The organism is Oscillatoria nigro-viridis PCC 7112, assembly GCF_000317475.1.
Classification (GTDB): Bacteria; Cyanobacteriota; Cyanobacteriia; order Cyanobacteriales; family Microcoleaceae; genus Microcoleus; species Microcoleus nigroviridis.
Genome location: NC_019764.1, coordinates 13098 through 28594, shown reverse-complemented (window position 1 = coordinate 28594; position 15497 = coordinate 13098). Strand labels below are relative to the sequence as shown.

Here is a 15497-nt window from a genome sequence, read left to right as displayed (position 1 = left end):
TGATGTCGATCGCGAAGAGCCTCTTGCAGTACGTTGGAACCAGAGGGGAGGAAACGACGCCAATGACGCCAAACGCCACCATCAAACGATCGGAAGAAATATGAACATCCAGAATCGGATAATTAACTTACATAGTTCTGCTGCCAAGCGAGCGAAGCAGGCTCTCTCTAACTCTATTGGATCGCGCGAACAGCACACTGTCAAAAATTCACAATCTGGAATCAAAAACTTGAACGCGATCGCCACTTCTCAAGCTAAGCGCATAAGTAAAACAGAAAAATGAATACTCATAAAGAAACTTATCAACTAGACAATTCACTAACCCTACTCTCGCCATCCTCTTCTGGCGTAACAGTCCGCGCGATCGCCCTGACTTTAACCCAACAACACAATACCCTCATCGAGGTAATTCTCACCTTTGAAATCACCCCCATTATCTACCAACGCGCCGACAATGAAGGATTGTTCAACCTCTTACCAGAATTGCGCGCTTGCCCCGATTTCTCAGAATTTCATCCAAATGCCAACATCGAAATAGCAGCCCGTCTCAAACCCGATTTACTGCCAAACCTGACACCCTACCTCGATAACATACCAGACTACTTCAAAAACCTCAACTCTTCGCAACCCGACAATCCACTGCTATCTACTTCGTCTTGGTTAGTATTGCAAGTCAACCAAGAAACAACAGGCTATCGCACCTTCTGGGATTATCTCCCTAGCGACGCCATCACGATCGATCGCATCGAACCCGAAAAAATTAACGATGCCATAACTAATTTTTTCACTGATTCAACAAAAGCTAACCTGCAATTCCTCAGCGAAGAGGCAATCGATCGAGCAATTGATGAAGTAACCGATCGATTAGAAAACTTGCTCGCTCCTAGCTTATTAAATATCGATGAGACATCTATTTCATCAACTTTAGAAGAAATAGCCAAAACCTTTGAGCAGTTAGCGTCATCCCGTCAACAGGAACCCAGCCAAAGCACCAATACCCCCCTTAATATTTTGCAAACCATCGCCAATTTCTTTACAGCAGAAAACTGGCCTTTTGTCACGGTTCAAGATGAGCAAATTTTACAGATGGCTGTCGAGGGTCAAAATGAAAAATTGACTTGCTATGCCCAAGTTATAGAAGAACAGTCACTATTTATATTTTACTCAATTTGCCCGATCGAAGCACCCGAATCTAAGCGTAAAGCCTTAGCAGAATTTCTGACTTTAGTCAATTACGATCTAATTATTGGTAACTTTCAGCTCAATCTGACATCTGGACAAATTCGCTACAAAACCAGCCTTGATGTTTCAGACTCCACCCTCAGCACGACTCAAATCAAAAATTTAGTTTACACCAATATAACGATGATGGACTCACACTTACCAGAGATTTTGTCCGTTATTAACAACTCCTCGCCTTTCTTAGATTCAATCCCTTTTCAAGAAAATCTTCCTGCCTCTCATTCAATTGAGAAAAACGGTCATATTAAAAACAGCAAACAAAGAGCTGCTACCCAAGATAACCAACAAGAATTAGACTCTTCTCAAACAGTCCCTCAACTCGATCGAGAAACTACTCCTCCTTTGCCTTCAGAAGAATCGGAAGACGTTCAAGATAGCGATCGAGATAGCGATCGAGTAGAAACTACTCCTCCTTTGCCTTCAGAAGAATCGGAAGACGTTCAAGATAGCGATCGAGCAGAAACTATTCAAGAAAAAAAACAACAGTTAGATTTTTCTCCATCGCTCCCTCAACCAGATATAGAAACTACTTATCTATCTTTGGATGTCGAAACACCCGAAGATATTGAAGGCGAGCAAACATTAGAAAATTACCCAGATAAAGACGAACAGTTGCAGGATACTCAAACACTTTCTCAACCCGAGCGACAAAATAGTTGGCCACCTTCACCTTTAGAGCGATCGTCCGATGTGGAATACAGCCAGAATACCGAAAATTACCAAGATGAAAACCAACAGTTTCAGGATATTCTAACACCCTCTAAAATTGAGCAAATAAACAGTCATTCATTCTCAATTTCTGAAGAAATATATCAAGTCGCCCGCAAGCCCTTCCAACCTCCTCAAGACAATTCACTTACGACCACCTTAACAGAACAAGTAGACCCAACACAACCACCAGAAAAAATTTCTTTAAATCCCGATGTGTTGTCGGACTTAACAGAAGAAGAAACAGCCAGCTTTGAGTCAGCCGTGCAATTAATAAAAACAGGTAAACTCAACGCAGCTAAGAAAATTTTAGTCGCAATTAAAAACAAAATGACGGACGAATTGGGAGAAGAAGGAGAACAAATTTTCTATACAGCTAACAACCTATTTCTAGTGAAAAATCTCCCCCCAGCAAGCATCAACCAACTAAATGGGTACGACAAAATTCTGCCGCCAAACGTACAAAACATAATTCCCGTACTCATCAATCCCAAACTTGAATGCAATAGCATCAAAATCGACTGCGAATTCTCAGCAGACGGACTGGTGAGTCAAATTTACGCTCAAGTGGGCGCTAAAACTGTTGCAAAAGAACTTAAACCCTATTTCGGAACGCTCAAGCAGATTTACCGTTATTGGGACATTTCCTCTCAACTCAAACCACTTTTAGAACGCATAGAAAATATCGGTAGCGATCGATTAAAACGATCGTCACAGACAACAAAAGACACTTTGCGAGCGTCCCAAAGACTCCCGCCTTGCATTCAAGCAAGACTCCTCCAACTGGCAGCAGAAAAGCTAGCATCTCAGTTAGAAGTAGATATTTTAATCGAACTCGGCGAAGTGCAAGAGCTGTTGGCTAAAACTAAGCGGATTCTCAACACGGAATTTCTCTAAATTACCTTCCTTGCTCTATTTCACGAAAATTTAGAGCGGTTGCTTTAGTTCAGTCAATGCCTAAAACCTAAAACCCCCTCCATTTGGATCGATCCAGTTTAGCTGTCAAAGATTGCCTGCTGCGGTGAAGGCACTACCTTGGCCTTTAACTTAGTGTAAAAGTATTCTGTATTTTTCTAAAAGTCATGAACACCAACTATCCAGGCGAAAAACCATCAGAATGCAGCAACTCTGGCTATCGCTCAGATGGCTATCAATCTTCGGGTTATTCGTCACCTCAAAAATCTCAACAAGGCAATTTTGAGGATGGTTATCAAGAAAATGTCTGTGACGAGTCCAATCTGGCTGATAACGCTTGGACTGACACCGCCACTCGCCCCAATCCCCAGCTAGAACTAGAACTTTAAATAAAGCAGAAAGAGAGGCAATGAGGAAGAGGATTTCACCCCTTCAAAAGTACGGGCGTATTCCTATATGCCCCTACCCAAAGCCCCCTTTCTTCACCTGGATTTAAAAGTTGAGAGTGGAAGGAATAGCAGGTGTATTTGCTGCCATATTTCACCTCTAGGGTGTGTTTTAAAACTACTCCACCAGCTCTAGAACCCCCTAAATCCCCCTTAAAAAGGGGGACTTTGACACTCTTTCTCCCCCTTAAAAAGGAGAAATATGACACTCTTTTTCCCCCCTTTATAAGAGGGGTTGGGGGGGATCTAGGCTTTGAAAACACGTCACAAGCCTACTTCCACTCTTCCCGAACGACTGTATTTACTGCTGCATTCCACCCCAAGTTTACTGCCACCATTCCCGCTCAGGTGTCGTGGCGCTCGCACTGCTATGAACGCGCAAAAGAAGATTAGATTCCCCACATATCGGTTAGGTTTTGTCTTAATAAAAATCGCAGCAATCGGGCTATTTTCGGTTTCCACAGTGCTGGGATTTCCAGCTATTGCCAGTGTTCAATCTGAATTTAATTCTGTACCGACTCGCATTTGGGAAATTCCTAGAATTGACAGACAAACTTCTGCTGCCAGGGTTTTATTGCCGGACTGGAGTCAAATTACCTTCAGCAATTTGCCAGCGGTTCCTAATTCTGGCAGTTGGGGAGGTCGCAGTTGGTTGGAAGGCAACACTCCCGACCAAATTTTGCAGCTTGGAGACATCAGCGAGGCTCTCAAACCAGAACTTCTTTCTCTTGCAAGCGTTGAACAGTTAGCAGTTAGCCCAACCAATCTCGAAAATATTTCTCTAGCAGCATTTCCCTTAGCTGGTAAACAAAAAGTAGCAAAACTTGCTCAAATTGTCCCAAACTTAAGTGATTTAAAGTTGAGAGATGTCGCACCTTTTGCGTCTTTGGCATCTCAGGTATTGCCGAGAGGTGGCTTTAATCTCAGCGAAGTTCTTATTAGCCAAATTGTGTCTGAATTTCCTCAATTTGCTGAAGCTTCTCTCAACAAAATCGACCTTTCCGAGTTTTTTTTAACTCAAATTCCCTCTTTGTCAAATGTCAACCTCGAACAGTTCGACAGTTGGCAAGGAGAGCGGCTTGCCGATATTCCCAATCTCGATCGAATGCCTTTGAGCAACTTTCCGATTCCTGTTGGAGAATTGGGTTCAACTGTGATGCGAATTGACGCGATTTACAGTACGGCTGAAAGCAAGCGCTCTAACACAATTTCAGGTTCTAATATAGAAGGATTTGCGGTCAAATGCGATCGCAATTGCGCTTATATAGAGCTGGATGACCTGGAAAATATCGGTCGCAAAGCGATCTCGCATTTGGAAGGCAAGCAGTGGATCAGCGGTAAATATCAGGAAGTTCGAGGGGGTTCTGGCTGTTTGACCGGCTGGGAACCGACGGGCCGCCATCCGTTCGGCGAAGCTTTTAAAGTAGTCGTGATGGAACCGTCAGAAACTGCCGATACTGTTGATACGGCTTTGTACTTCAGGTTTAGTTTGCCCTGTGGCAATTCGCCTTACATTATTGGCCCGGTTCCGTTCCTCAGTTATGGCGCTAATTCGCCTATCTTTGTCGGTCGATTGGAGGGCGGTTCTTCTAATAGTGTTTCCCGTTCAAAAGGCGTGGCATCTGAACCGAAATTTTTCAAGCGATCGGGTTCAAATAAACAGCTTGCTGCCGCTAAACAAAACGCTTTACCAACTCAGCAGGTACCTGAATCAAAGCGAGAGTGCGTGCAACCTGCCACTTACGTCAGTGATGTCGATGTAGCTGCTTTGTCCGAAGCGATCACCAATCTTGAAAGTACAGTTCGAGGCGACTATCAAGCAATCGGCGAGCTCGTTTGTACCCGAGGAGCTCGCAACTGCGGGCGATCGCTCGGCCGCTATCAGTTTATGACTTACCGGGAAGACGTGCAGCGAGCTATTAGTTCAGTTCCAGGGGGCGCTGAGTTCTTAAAACAGCTCAGCAGCGGTAAAAAACCTAATTCTGAGGAGCTTTTTCAATACTTCCCCCCAGCCCTTCAGGATAAGCTATTTCAAAATTATTTAGCTGAGAGCGTAATTAGTACCAAACAGGAAATAGATCCGAAAACAGGGCAGTTGTTTAGGGGCGATCGCTTAATTGAACGGGTAGCTCAGAAACACTTTGGCGGCCGCGATAGCAAAATTGATGCCAGCTATTCCGACTTTTTAGGCAGTTACTCTCTCAAACAGTACGGAGAAAAAGTGCGGGAACTCTACAGCAATGCTAATGTCGGCAATTGCGCGAGTAATTCTCGCAATTCTGACAGCAGCGGAACGCAAGTGGGATACGGTTCACCACCAGGAGGGAACTCATTTTTAGTTAATTTGAGCGGGTTTGCGATCGGCATTGCGTTTTCTTTACTGCTGGCGTGCGGGGTTTCGGTTCTATTTTCCAGTCCCAAGCTCAAGTCATTTCTCGTGCTAGTTGGCTTGGGTGCAGCAGCAGCGTTCTCGATGGGGAAGTTGGGATTTTAGCTCGGAATAAAATTTGAGACTAGCCCGACTCTAAATCCAAAGATTATAGCACATTTATCAGTCCTAATAATTACGTTAAAATGCGTTCCTAATAATTACCGTCAAATGCGTTACTAACTGGTTAACAAGGAGGTAAATATGATTCGATCGAATCAACGAAACTCAGGCCGTCAACAGCAAAGTCTTAAAGTCAAAGGTGAAGATAAAACGGAAGGAATCAAAGTCGAGGAATTTACCGCAACTTTTACTAACTTCTCTCAATCTTGTAGATTAGAAGAGGAATCAGATTGTTTGGCTTGCGGAGGGAAAGCGAAAAATTCTCAGCCTTTCCCTTCCCCATCTACTTCTCCTCCCTTTGTTAACAGCACTGCCAATCTATTTCCACACTCAGCCGATTCTTCAATTCAGGCTTGCGACAACAGTCAATATCGCGTTAAGAAGGTTGTAAATCCTCCAGCTTGGCTCAATTGGATTGGCTATTGGTTTCGGTTTGGCTTGATGCTGTTCGTACTCCTGAGTGTATTACTGGGTACTGCGGCTTGCAGTTCCTCAACAGCAGCTTTTTCAGAAGCTTCTTGGCAAGAAGCTTGGCGGGTTGTGCCGCAGCAAACTTTAGTTAAGGTTATCCAGTCCCACAGCAGTTTGCTTAAACCAGAAAGTGCGATATCCAAATTGCGACTGTGGCGAGTCACCGGCAAAAAAGGTCAATTGCACCTGTACGATTTCAACAATTCTCGCCTGTGCGGTGCAAGGGGCTGCCTTTATGCTGGTTACTTAATTCCTAACAGTAAAACTCAGTTGCCAACCGAAGTTTTTACAGCTTATCTAGACCAGAATGTGCCGCCAAATACTCCTTTTCTTCAAGCAGAAATTGAGTCAACACAGAATAATTTGCCATGTTTGTTTGTCAATCAGCAAGGTCGTGCAGGGCGCCGCCTCCTTAAGTTTTGCTTCAACGGCATTTCCTATCAGCTTGCTGACAGTCAGCTTTTTAAAGAAGGGGAACGGGGATTAGGCAGTAAAGAATAGACCTCTCCCAAAAAGACAGTCAAGAACAGGCTCTATGCCTGTGAAGCGATAATTATGGGAGATGTCTAATAGAGAGAAAGAATTGTCCTCAATCCCTACTCTTTACTCGCCACTGAGGGCAGAATCCAAGCTTTGTTTCAGGGCTGATTCACCACCAATATGCAGGCTGGCTTAACACTCCCTAACTGTTTCAGTCCGCTTCTGCATCTACTTCAACTTCAACCTCTGCGGCGACATCAAAGTTATCTAATTCCTTTAATTCAGCATCTGGTTCTGCCTCAACTTGTGCAATTTTGCGGGGGGGTTTGGATTTGCCTTTACCATTGCGACTGTTCTCAGGAGGCAATACTTGAACTTCGGGTTCAGTACCAGCCGCCAAAGCTGGCAATTGTGCCTCTCCAGCTTCAGTAAATCCAGCAATGCTGTTGTGCAGACCCCAAATAGTTTTTTTCTGCTGCGGCTTTCCGAGGTACAGTTTAGGCAAATTAGTCTCTGTTGGCTTAGTAATGCTGTGGGTTTTGCAGCAAAACGATTTGTTCTTGCCTTCCCCTTCTTTTACTGCTCGAAACTCGATATTCAAGACTCCTAAAGAACGCCACTTGTCATTTTTGCCGCTGTAATCTACATTGAAATAATCTGCAAATGCCCGTTCTAAGTTGCGGTAAAACTCTTCTCTAGCGCTTTTAAAGCTCCAAAGAGCTACATTTTTGAAGCGCACGACAATTGGCACTTGATGTAAGGGTTGGTTTTTCGGGTCTAAAAAAATCAGGGCGTGTTCCGAACAGGCATCGTGAATTTTCTTGTCAAAGTTCTGGCGGTAATCGTCATAAAGACCAACAAATGTACCAGCTATTTCACCGTTTTCTTCAATATCTTTGTAGCGAATGTACTCTGGGACAAAGGCTAATACGAGCATCCGAGCCTCGATTAAAAACAGGCCGCTCACGGCTTCTGTTAGCTCTACTGTTGTCAACTCTTCTACAGGAGGTATCTGCTTCCATTCTGCTTTCACAAGTTGGTCGTAGGGAATCAGAATGCCTGCCGGGTTATCGTTAATGATGATGCCATATGGCAAAGAAGGCCGCCTGGTTTGGTTGTAATCATGACTGAGCAAATCCGGATCTACTTCTTGTTTGAAGGCTAATGCTTTTCGATTCTCTTGAGGGCGAAATTTCGCATCGCTAGAGCCTGGCAATTGAGTTGTGGATTGGGCGTTATTACTTTTAACCATTGTTGGATGAATGATTCGTTGTTCTTTTTCCTCTGAGGCGGTAGCCTAAAAAAAAATCGAATGAAAAGGAGATGGTTTCAGGAAATGAATAAAATCAAGAGCAAATCGTGTCAAGTTAAGGAAAAGGAAATGAAGGGTAGAGGGGTAATGAAATGAAGGAAATGAGTAGGAATGCGGAACACGCAAGCCAAGGATTTTAGATTTAGGAATTAGGTAAATAAGACTGTTCTTCTTTTGACACCCTCAAATGACAATTTTTTTAGGCATCGGTTCTCTACCGATAATTTGTCGCGGTCGGCAAATTATGAAGACCATTTATGAGTTTCCACGAGGTGCGTTTTAGGGGTAGTTACCGACAGCTTTTTTCGGAAACTTAAGCCTAATCAACCGGGTTTAGTGAATTTAGATAGGGAGTCTATTTTTATTCGTGTAGCTGCAATTGTCACCCCGTGGAAACAACCGGACAAAACGGACAGCCTTAATCAAACAATCCACGCTAGCTACCAATCATATCATGTCCGGTCAATCACCATTAATAAAAATGCCTCTAAACCTTGCTGTAAAAGCATCGTCCGGGATAGGCATTTGCTCGTACAAGATATCACCTCCACCAAAAGGCTGTTCGTTTTGTCTGTTAAGTCGCGCTCTATCAAACTGTAAAACCCACAATTATCTAGTTGCTAAAATTTATGAATTCATATCAATTTTTACCTCAAATTCGTCACCCACTATTGCTACAAGGAACTACTCAATCCGCCGCCAAACGCCCGTTGACTGGCATAGATATAGGTGGCTTAATCGGTCAATTTATGAATCCCGAAGGACTCTCAATGCTGGGTATACTGCTAGGTTTAGCAGTTTTCTCCAAGATAGTCGGAAACGGCAAAGGTAAAGTTACTTCGGGGCGCTTGTGCGACACTGCTGAAAAGATGGCAGCGACGGGTTTGGCTATCAAACAAATGAAAGACAAAAAGCGGCAACCTGTTACTTTGTGGAGCGGTAAGCCGACTTATTGGTTTAACGGGCAGTGGAAAGGATTGAGTGCTCGATTGCAAACTCTGTTAGGTGCATCTCCAACAGTTTGGTTTCCCAACGCAGAACGCGGCACTTTAGTTATTGGCGCTCCGGGTTCTGGCAAGACTTTTAGCGTAATCGATCGGATGGTTGAAAGTGCATTTCAGCAAGGATTTCCTGTCATCATTTACGATAAAAAAGGCGAGCAGATGAAGCTGCACGCACCCTTGGCAGTGCGCTACGGCTACGACGTGCAAGTGTTTGCGCCGGGGGAAGCTTACAGCGGCGTTATCAATCCTCTCGATTTTATGAGAGATGCACAAGATGCAGTAATGGCAGCAGAAATTGGGCAAGTTATTGCTCGAAATGCTAGTCCGGGGGAGAGCAAAGGTAATGAGTTTTTTGAGAAAGCAGGCGAGTTGATGGCGAAGGGTTTAGTGCAGTTAGCAAAAAGCAGTTCTTACCCAGATTTAGCTTTTGTGTATGCAATTATTCAGCTTCCTAATTTGGTCGATCGCATTTACCACGCCGTTCATCGCCCTGACAATCATCCCCTGAAAATGGACAGGTGGATTGCCTCTAGTTTTTCGCAATTATTAAGTTCAAAAGATGCTGAAAAAACAGTGGCAGGCATCAAGGCAACCGCAGAGGCAACTTACTCCAGTTTCATTCAAAAAGATTTGCTGCGGGCGTTTATCGGCCGCAGCACTATTCCCGTTGTACTTGAAGGTAAAAAGTGCATTATTTTCAAACTAGACGACCAAAGACGAGCCGTAGTTGGACCTCTGCTGGCAGCCGCTATTCACCTGTGTGTGGTATCTAATTTGAGTCGGGTGCGTTCTGACCCATTTGTGTACTGTTTGGACGAATTTCCCTCTCTCAAGTTCGACAGAATGGATCAGTGGGCTAACGAGTACCGTTCAGCAGGAGGCGTGCCGATTGTTGGCATTCAATCGCTCAATCAGCTTTACAATCTCTATGGGGATAAAAAAGGGGCTGCGATCGCCAGTGCTTTATCAACCCACATCCTATTCAACCCCGGCGATTTGGAGACGGCCGAGAAATATTCCAAGCGCTACGGTGAGGTCGAAGTTTTAATCAAAAGTCGCTCCACAGGCAGTTCAATGGGACAGCAAACGAGCCGTTCTGTTAACTGGAGCGAACAGTTGCAAAAGAAACCGCTGATTAGTGCTGACGAAATTTTGCGATTTCCCCAAGGCAAGTGCGTCATTACTTCTCCTGCTTACGGAACGGGTACTGAAGCTTTGTTTCCATATCCGCTAAAAATTCCCGTGCGGTATAACGACCTCAAGCGAGCTAAAGATTCTGAGAGTTTGTGGGACACTCGCATTCGACCGCAGCTCGAAAATAGAGCGGCGTCGCTCTCGGTTGACCGAGGGACTGGCAAGTCAATTAACATTGATGAAGAACTGGAAAATCGGATTCGAGCGGCTTGTAAAATGCTGCCTCACCCCAACGACCCGGATGAACCTGTGACGGTTGCGGATATTGAGGACAAGAGTATTGCCAATGAACCATTATCTCAGACTGCGGAATCGTTAATTTTTAGCAGTTTCAGGAAAAAGCTGCTAGATGCTGATATTGGTAGGTCAAGTTAAACTATGGAAGTTAAAGGCGATATTTTGATTGTTGACGACACTCCCAACAACATCCACTTGTTGTCTAAAATGTTGGGTGAAAACGGCTACAAAGTCAGGAAGGTAATTAGCGGAGAGCGAGCCTTAAAAGCGGTCAGCATTCTCCCTCCTGATTTGATTTTGCTAGACGTTAAGATGCCGGGAATGGATGGCTATGAAGTCTGTCACTCCTTAAAAAAACAAGAGGATACAGCAGGCATTCCAATAATTTTTATCAGCGCTTTAGATGACGTATTTGACAAAGTAAAAGGGTTTGAAGCGGGCGGCGCTGACTACATTATCAAACCTTTTGAACCGAGGGAAGTGCTGGTGCGGGTGGAAGTGCAGCTTAAGATGCGCCGCTTGCAGCAGCAGCTTCTCTGTGCTAACGATCGACTGTCTGCACAAAATGCCCAACTTACTCAGGAAATTAAAGGGCGGCAGCAGGCCGAAGCTAGTTTGAAAGTTTTTATGCACGCCGTTTCCCACGACTTGCGAAACCCGGTTACAGGAATGTCAATGGTGCTGCAAACTTACCTTAAGGAACAGCCAGCGGGACACCAAAGGGTAGCCGGAGAAAATGATGTTGTAATTGACAGGTTGAGTTTTGAGCGCATCGTGCAAAGTTGTTCGCGCCAGCTCAAGCTGATTAATTCTCTGATTGAGATGCAGCAGCACGAAATCTTGGGCGTTCCTTTAGATTTGCAGTCTATTTCGCTTTACGCTTTGACGTGCAGCATTCTCTCTGAATGGGAACCGATGCTGGCGAAACGCCAAGTTGTTCTCAAGCACCAAATTGCTCCCGACTTGCCCAATGTTTGTGCCGATATCGACCAGCTTTGGCGAGTCTTTGAAAATCTGATTGGCAATGCTCTCAAATACAATCAGCCTGGATTTACGCTAACAATCGATGCGTCATTCGATCGAGAATCTTACCTGTGCTGTACGGTAGCAGATAATGGAGTGGGGATAAAACCACAGCAGTTGGCTTCTTTATTTGACCTGTACGTGCGGGGCAGCGGCGTTAAGCGCACTTCTGGGGTGGGATTAGGACTTTATATCTCGAAACAGATTGTCGCGGCGCACGGCGGGGAAATTGGTGTAGAAAGCGAGTTGGGTAAGGGAACTGTTTTTTGGTTTACTTTGCCCGTTGGCAAATAAACTGTGACGTGCTAATGGTCTAGATCTATTGTTAATTTCAGGGGTATTGAACAAGAGTGAAATTAACAAAGGGGGTGGCTGTATCCCGTCGCTAAAATGTCGAGCGCAACAACTGCGTTGTTTTGTATCGCTCTCATTTATAGCGAGGGACTTATCCACCCCCAAACCCCCTTAGTTAAACCAAACCATTTCGCATAGCAATGACTGCAGCTTGCACCCGGTCGTTGACCTCCATTTTGCCGAGAATCGCTTTAACGTGACCTTTAATGGTATTGGGGCTTAAACTCAGTTGAGCGCCAATTTCTTTGTTGCTTTTGCCTTCTACCAGCAGCTTCAAGACGGTCATTTCTCGTTTGGAAAACTGGGATTTCTCGCAGTTTTGAACCGGCATTCTGAGGTTTTGAATGACGCAACTGGCAATTTTGGCATCTAGGTAGGCAGAACCTTCTTTGACCGCATTGATAGCTAGCAATAGTTGTTCTGGGCTAGTACCTTTAATGCAGTAAGCGTCGGCACCGCAGGAGAGAGAAGCCAGGACTTCTGTATCGCTACTGTGAGAAGTTAGCATTACGATGCGGGTATCGGGTAGTGCTGCTTTAATTTGGCTGGCAGCAGCAATGCCGTCGATATCGGGCAACCCAATATCCATCAGTACGATGTCTGGCTTTAGTTCTAGGGCTGAAGCTATTGCTGAGTTGCCGTCTTCTACCTGTCCTGCAATAGCGAAATGGGGCTGTGCAGCTAATAGTCGCGACAGCCCCATTTGCATCATGGGGTCGTCTTCAACAATCAGGATGGTTAACGGTTTGGTTGCACTTTTTGCAGTCATCGTTTTTACTTCTCCAAATTGACAAACAATTTGAGATTTTAGATGGCAGAATTGAGATGTTTTTTATCTGAATCTAACATCTAAAATCGGGCGACAGCAGGACAAAAACTTTCTGCCAAGATTTGACAAAAAGCTGGCATCCTGACTACATTGTTGAATTTTGACCCGAAGAGCGCCATCCTCTTATAGGATGATTTTTTTGAGCATCAGTAATGGAGCGACTAAAGCTTAAATTTTAATAGCAAACAAGAGGAATGAAGAGATTTATAACTAAATACGGTTCATTTCTCGACCGAGAACCGATCGTGCGTAGGTTAGACCCGGAGGGAGGAACGAACCCTCCGTTTCGTTCCATCTAAGATCTTGCACCATTCTCAATAACCTGTAGGGGCCCGCAACGCCCAAGGACTTTAAACGAATGGAGGTAGGTAAACGATGGTTCTACTCGGAAATTGAGAAAATTGCCCACCTGGAAATTAGGCAGGGCTTTGACACCTGTAAAATGCGTCAAGATTTAGGACTCAAAAAATCCAAACAGAAGCTATCAAACAAGTTTGAGGCTCATTGCCTTGATTCTTGGGTATTAGCTAATTGGTATATCTGTGGACATACTTGCCCCAATCCGCTCCAGCCCGATAACACCCAACTAATAGAAGTAATCTCTTTGGAGTTTCATCGGCGACAACTGCATCGCTTACAACATTCCATCGGTCATGTCCGCCCTCGGTTGGCGTGGAACTTTAAGTGCGGGGTTTAAGCGCGGTTCAATCGTTAAACACCCGCTCATATCGGTTCTGTTACGTTGGGGGTTGGCAAGAGTCGCCAACCAAGAAAGACCCACACCGAAAAACAATTAGCTTGCACGATTTAAAAACTAGCAAGCGATTGTGTCAAAACGCATCGCCAGCAGATTGTAAGTTTTTATCTTACCAGAAGTGGCGTGTAGTCAATTAATCTGTAAAGCCGATGCTCAAAGCACGGGGTTTCAACCCTCCGTTAACACTACGCCCATTTTATGATGGAGACATAATAAAAGGAGAAATAGAGAAATTAAGAGTTCATAAAAAAATAAAAAGTAGGGAAACTTTGTCGAGATTTCCCCACTTTTTAGTTTCTATTTTCTACTCCCCACTTCATCATTCTTGGGGTGCCACAATATATTCACAATCCAGGGCTTCTGTTCCTAAAGAGGGGATACCAAAAGGCACAATCAGCAAGGGGGCAGTAGGAGCGGTCATTAATATCCGCAAATCCGAGCTAGAGATAGCTTTTGCTGTATCTATCAAATAGCGAATGTCGCACTTAACCCGAAAATTACCCCCACTAATTTTAGCATCAATTGTCTCATTGCCAGAGCTGATAGTATTGTTAATCGATGCCATTACTTGCTGAAACTCTGAATCTAATTCCAAAATTACCGTAACGTGCGATTTATCGCTGTGACTTGCCAATCTTTCTAAAGCTTTCAGCAAGGCTTGCCTCTCAACTATCAATTGATTGCTAAATAGGTGTCTGTGGGGAGCAATAATTCGATCGCAAAGCGGATATTGTCCTTCCAGTAACTGTGCTGTCAGTCGCCAATTTTCCCACTGAAATATGACAATATTGGTACTTTGTTGAGCCGAGCCATCATAATATATTGCAATTCGGTCAGTGGGATTCAAATTGCGCTCTAATACCCGAAGTACCTTAGCGGGTACAGTAAATTGCACGGGTCGATCGATCGAAGGGTTGGAGTTGTTGTTCTCGCTCAATCCTACAACCATTGCTACCCGATGTCCGTCAGTTGTCCAGATTCTTAGTTTGTCTAGTCCCCTGTCTTCATCGCGACTGAGTTGAAAGTTTGCCCCTGTTAATATGCGTTTGTTTTCCTCAGAACTGACAGCAAATAAGCTAGCTTTGAGGACAGCAATTAACACGCTGGCCGGAAGCGTTACAAGTTTCTGTTCAACACTTGGAATAACAGGAAATTCGCCCGCAGCTAGCCCGCGAATGGCGTGTTTGCTTCTTGACGCACTCAGAGTGGCACTGACTGATGAAACGTCGCTTTCTTTAATAATTTCAGAAGAACTCTTTAAGGTAAGGCTGCCGTTAGGAAATTTTCCCAGAATGTCAGCAAGTATGGGTGCGGGGAGGGTAAGCTTTCCAGCTTGATTGACATTGGCATCAAAGCTCACTTGCATTCCAAATTCTAGGTTGTAGGCAGTCAGGTGCAAAAGTTGAGCTTTTAAGTCAGCTTCTATCAGCACGTTGTGCAAGATGGGGTGGGTGCTATTGTTAGGAATGATGCCTTTGAGAGCCTGTATGTAATCGTTGAATTCTCTGGAGTCGCAAACTATTTCAACAGTCGTTGGGGTTGGTGCTGGGGAAGGTGCTGTTGCATCCCGGACAGGAGTTTCTAGAGAAGGAGTTGGGGTTGGTAAAAGTTCTGCTGAGTTTGTGAGAGTTTCAGAGGTTTCTAATTGTTGCGAACCTGTTGTTTCTGGTTCGCTAAGTGGAGCAACATTGGTTTTGTCTTTGCCTGTTTTTTTGACACTTTTTGAAGAGTTTGCAGCAGTTACCTCAGAAATCTTATCTGGAAAAACAGCCAGCTTTTGTGAGTTGTCGGTTGAGTGCGGATTATTGGCGATGTTATCAAGGTTAGCTGTTTCTCTGGCTCTAATCCCTGTCGAGCTTTTTTTCTGAGAAGCTTTCTGGGGTATTGCCTCTTTAGCGGTTGATTCAGAAAGTCGAAATTTTGTCATAATCAGTCAGGTTTCACGGGTCTGATTGCGTGCTGCGCTAGCAGCCA

Annotated in this window: 11 protein-coding genes; 8 read left to right on the top strand and 3 right to left on the bottom strand. The window is 44.5% G+C overall.

Going from position 1 to position 15497, the window contains the following annotated elements:
- Positions 1-100 precede the first annotated feature (100 nt).
- The 5 genes from OSC7112_RS33990 to OSC7112_RS33970 all read left to right on the top strand — a co-directional run bounded on the left by OSC7112_RS33990 (position 101) and on the right by OSC7112_RS33970 (position 6834).
- Complete coding sequence (locus OSC7112_RS33990) at positions 101-283, top strand: hypothetical protein (RefSeq protein WP_015211836.1); 183 nt, start codon at positions 101-103, stop codon at positions 281-283.
- Entirely contained in the window at positions 280-2847 is a 2568-nt protein-coding gene (locus OSC7112_RS36740) for a type III secretion system chaperone family protein (RefSeq protein ID WP_015211835.1), read from the top strand. Before OSC7112_RS33990 ends, OSC7112_RS36740 begins: the two co-directional genes overlap by 4 nt.
- Positions 2848-3032: 185 nt before the next feature.
- Complete coding sequence (locus OSC7112_RS33980; protein WP_015211834.1) at positions 3033-3254, top strand: hypothetical protein; 222 nt, start codon at positions 3033-3035, stop codon at positions 3252-3254.
- A gap of 427 nt (positions 3255-3681) precedes the next feature.
- The gene (locus OSC7112_RS33975; protein ID WP_190274488.1) at positions 3682-5805 is read left to right on the top strand and encodes a leucine-rich repeat domain-containing protein; all 2124 of its coding nucleotides are present in this window, start codon (positions 3682-3684) and stop codon (positions 5803-5805) included.
- A gap of 138 nt (positions 5806-5943) precedes the next feature.
- Positions 5944-6834 carry a hypothetical protein gene (locus OSC7112_RS33970; RefSeq protein ID WP_015211832.1) on the top strand — a complete coding sequence of 297 codons (891 nt, stop codon included), beginning with the start codon at positions 5944-5946 and terminating at the stop codon, positions 6832-6834.
- Positions 6835-7024: 190 nt separating this feature from the next.
- On the opposite strand, the gene OSC7112_RS33965 is transcribed toward OSC7112_RS33970, so the two are convergent.
- On the bottom strand, positions 7025-8065 hold the full coding sequence (locus OSC7112_RS33965; RefSeq protein ID WP_015211831.1) for a DUF5895 domain-containing protein: 1041 nt from the start codon (positions 8063-8065) through the stop codon (positions 7025-7027).
- Between the two features lie 689 nt (positions 8066-8754).
- Here OSC7112_RS33965 and OSC7112_RS33960 point away from each other — a divergent pair.
- Positions 8755-10698: a type IV secretory system conjugative DNA transfer family protein gene (locus OSC7112_RS33960; protein WP_015211830.1), complete on the top strand. Its 1944-nt coding sequence runs from the start codon at positions 8755-8757 to the stop codon at positions 10696-10698.
- Positions 10699-10701: 3 nt separating this feature from the next.
- Complete coding sequence (locus OSC7112_RS33955) at positions 10702-11877, top strand: hybrid sensor histidine kinase/response regulator (protein ID WP_015211829.1); 1176 nt, start codon at positions 10702-10704, stop codon at positions 11875-11877.
- Positions 11878-12052: 175 nt separating this feature from the next.
- On the opposite strand, the gene OSC7112_RS33950 is transcribed toward OSC7112_RS33955, so the two are convergent.
- Positions 12053-12706 carry a response regulator gene (locus OSC7112_RS33950; RefSeq protein ID WP_015211828.1) on the bottom strand — a complete coding sequence of 218 codons (654 nt, stop codon included), beginning with the start codon at positions 12704-12706 and terminating at the stop codon, positions 12053-12055.
- Between the two features lie 418 nt (positions 12707-13124).
- On the opposite strand from OSC7112_RS33950, the gene OSC7112_RS40580 reads away from it, so the two are divergent.
- On the top strand, positions 13125-13463 hold the full coding sequence (locus tag OSC7112_RS40580) for a hypothetical protein (RefSeq protein ID WP_051041652.1): 339 nt from the start codon (positions 13125-13127) through the stop codon (positions 13461-13463).
- 379 nt (positions 13464-13842) lie between these two features.
- Here the strand turns inward: OSC7112_RS40580 and dnaN are convergent, their stop codons facing one another.
- Positions 13843-15450, bottom strand: a complete 1608-nt coding sequence (dnaN, locus tag OSC7112_RS33940; protein WP_015211826.1) for a DNA polymerase III subunit beta — start codon at positions 15448-15450, stop codon at positions 13843-13845.
- Positions 15451-15497 lie beyond the last annotated feature (47 nt).

Coding starts and splice junctions, on each gene's coding strand:
- OSC7112_RS33990 (WP_015211836.1), top strand. CDS start 101: ATGAACATCCAGAATCGGATAATTAACTTACATAGTTCTGCTGCCAAG.
- OSC7112_RS36740 (WP_015211835.1), top strand. CDS start 280: ATGAATACTCATAAAGAAACTTATCAACTAGACAATTCACTAACCCTA.
- OSC7112_RS33980 (WP_015211834.1), top strand. CDS start 3,033: ATGAACACCAACTATCCAGGCGAAAAACCATCAGAATGCAGCAACTCT.
- OSC7112_RS33975 (WP_190274488.1), top strand. CDS start 3,682: ATGAACGCGCAAAAGAAGATTAGATTCCCCACATATCGGTTAGGTTTT.
- OSC7112_RS33970 (WP_015211832.1), top strand. CDS start 5,944: ATGATTCGATCGAATCAACGAAACTCAGGCCGTCAACAGCAAAGTCTT.
- OSC7112_RS33965 (WP_015211831.1), bottom strand. CDS start 8,065: ATGGTTAAAAGTAATAACGCCCAATCCACAACTCAATTGCCAGGCTCT.
- OSC7112_RS33960 (WP_015211830.1), top strand. CDS start 8,755: ATGAATTCATATCAATTTTTACCTCAAATTCGTCACCCACTATTGCTA.
- OSC7112_RS33955 (WP_015211829.1), top strand. CDS start 10,702: ATGGAAGTTAAAGGCGATATTTTGATTGTTGACGACACTCCCAACAAC.
- OSC7112_RS33950 (WP_015211828.1), bottom strand. CDS start 12,706: ATGACTGCAAAAAGTGCAACCAAACCGTTAACCATCCTGATTGTTGAA.
- OSC7112_RS40580 (WP_051041652.1), top strand. CDS start 13,125: ATGGAGGTAGGTAAACGATGGTTCTACTCGGAAATTGAGAAAATTGCC.
- dnaN (WP_015211826.1), bottom strand. CDS start 15,450: ATGACAAAATTTCGACTTTCTGAATCAACCGCTAAAGAGGCAATACCC.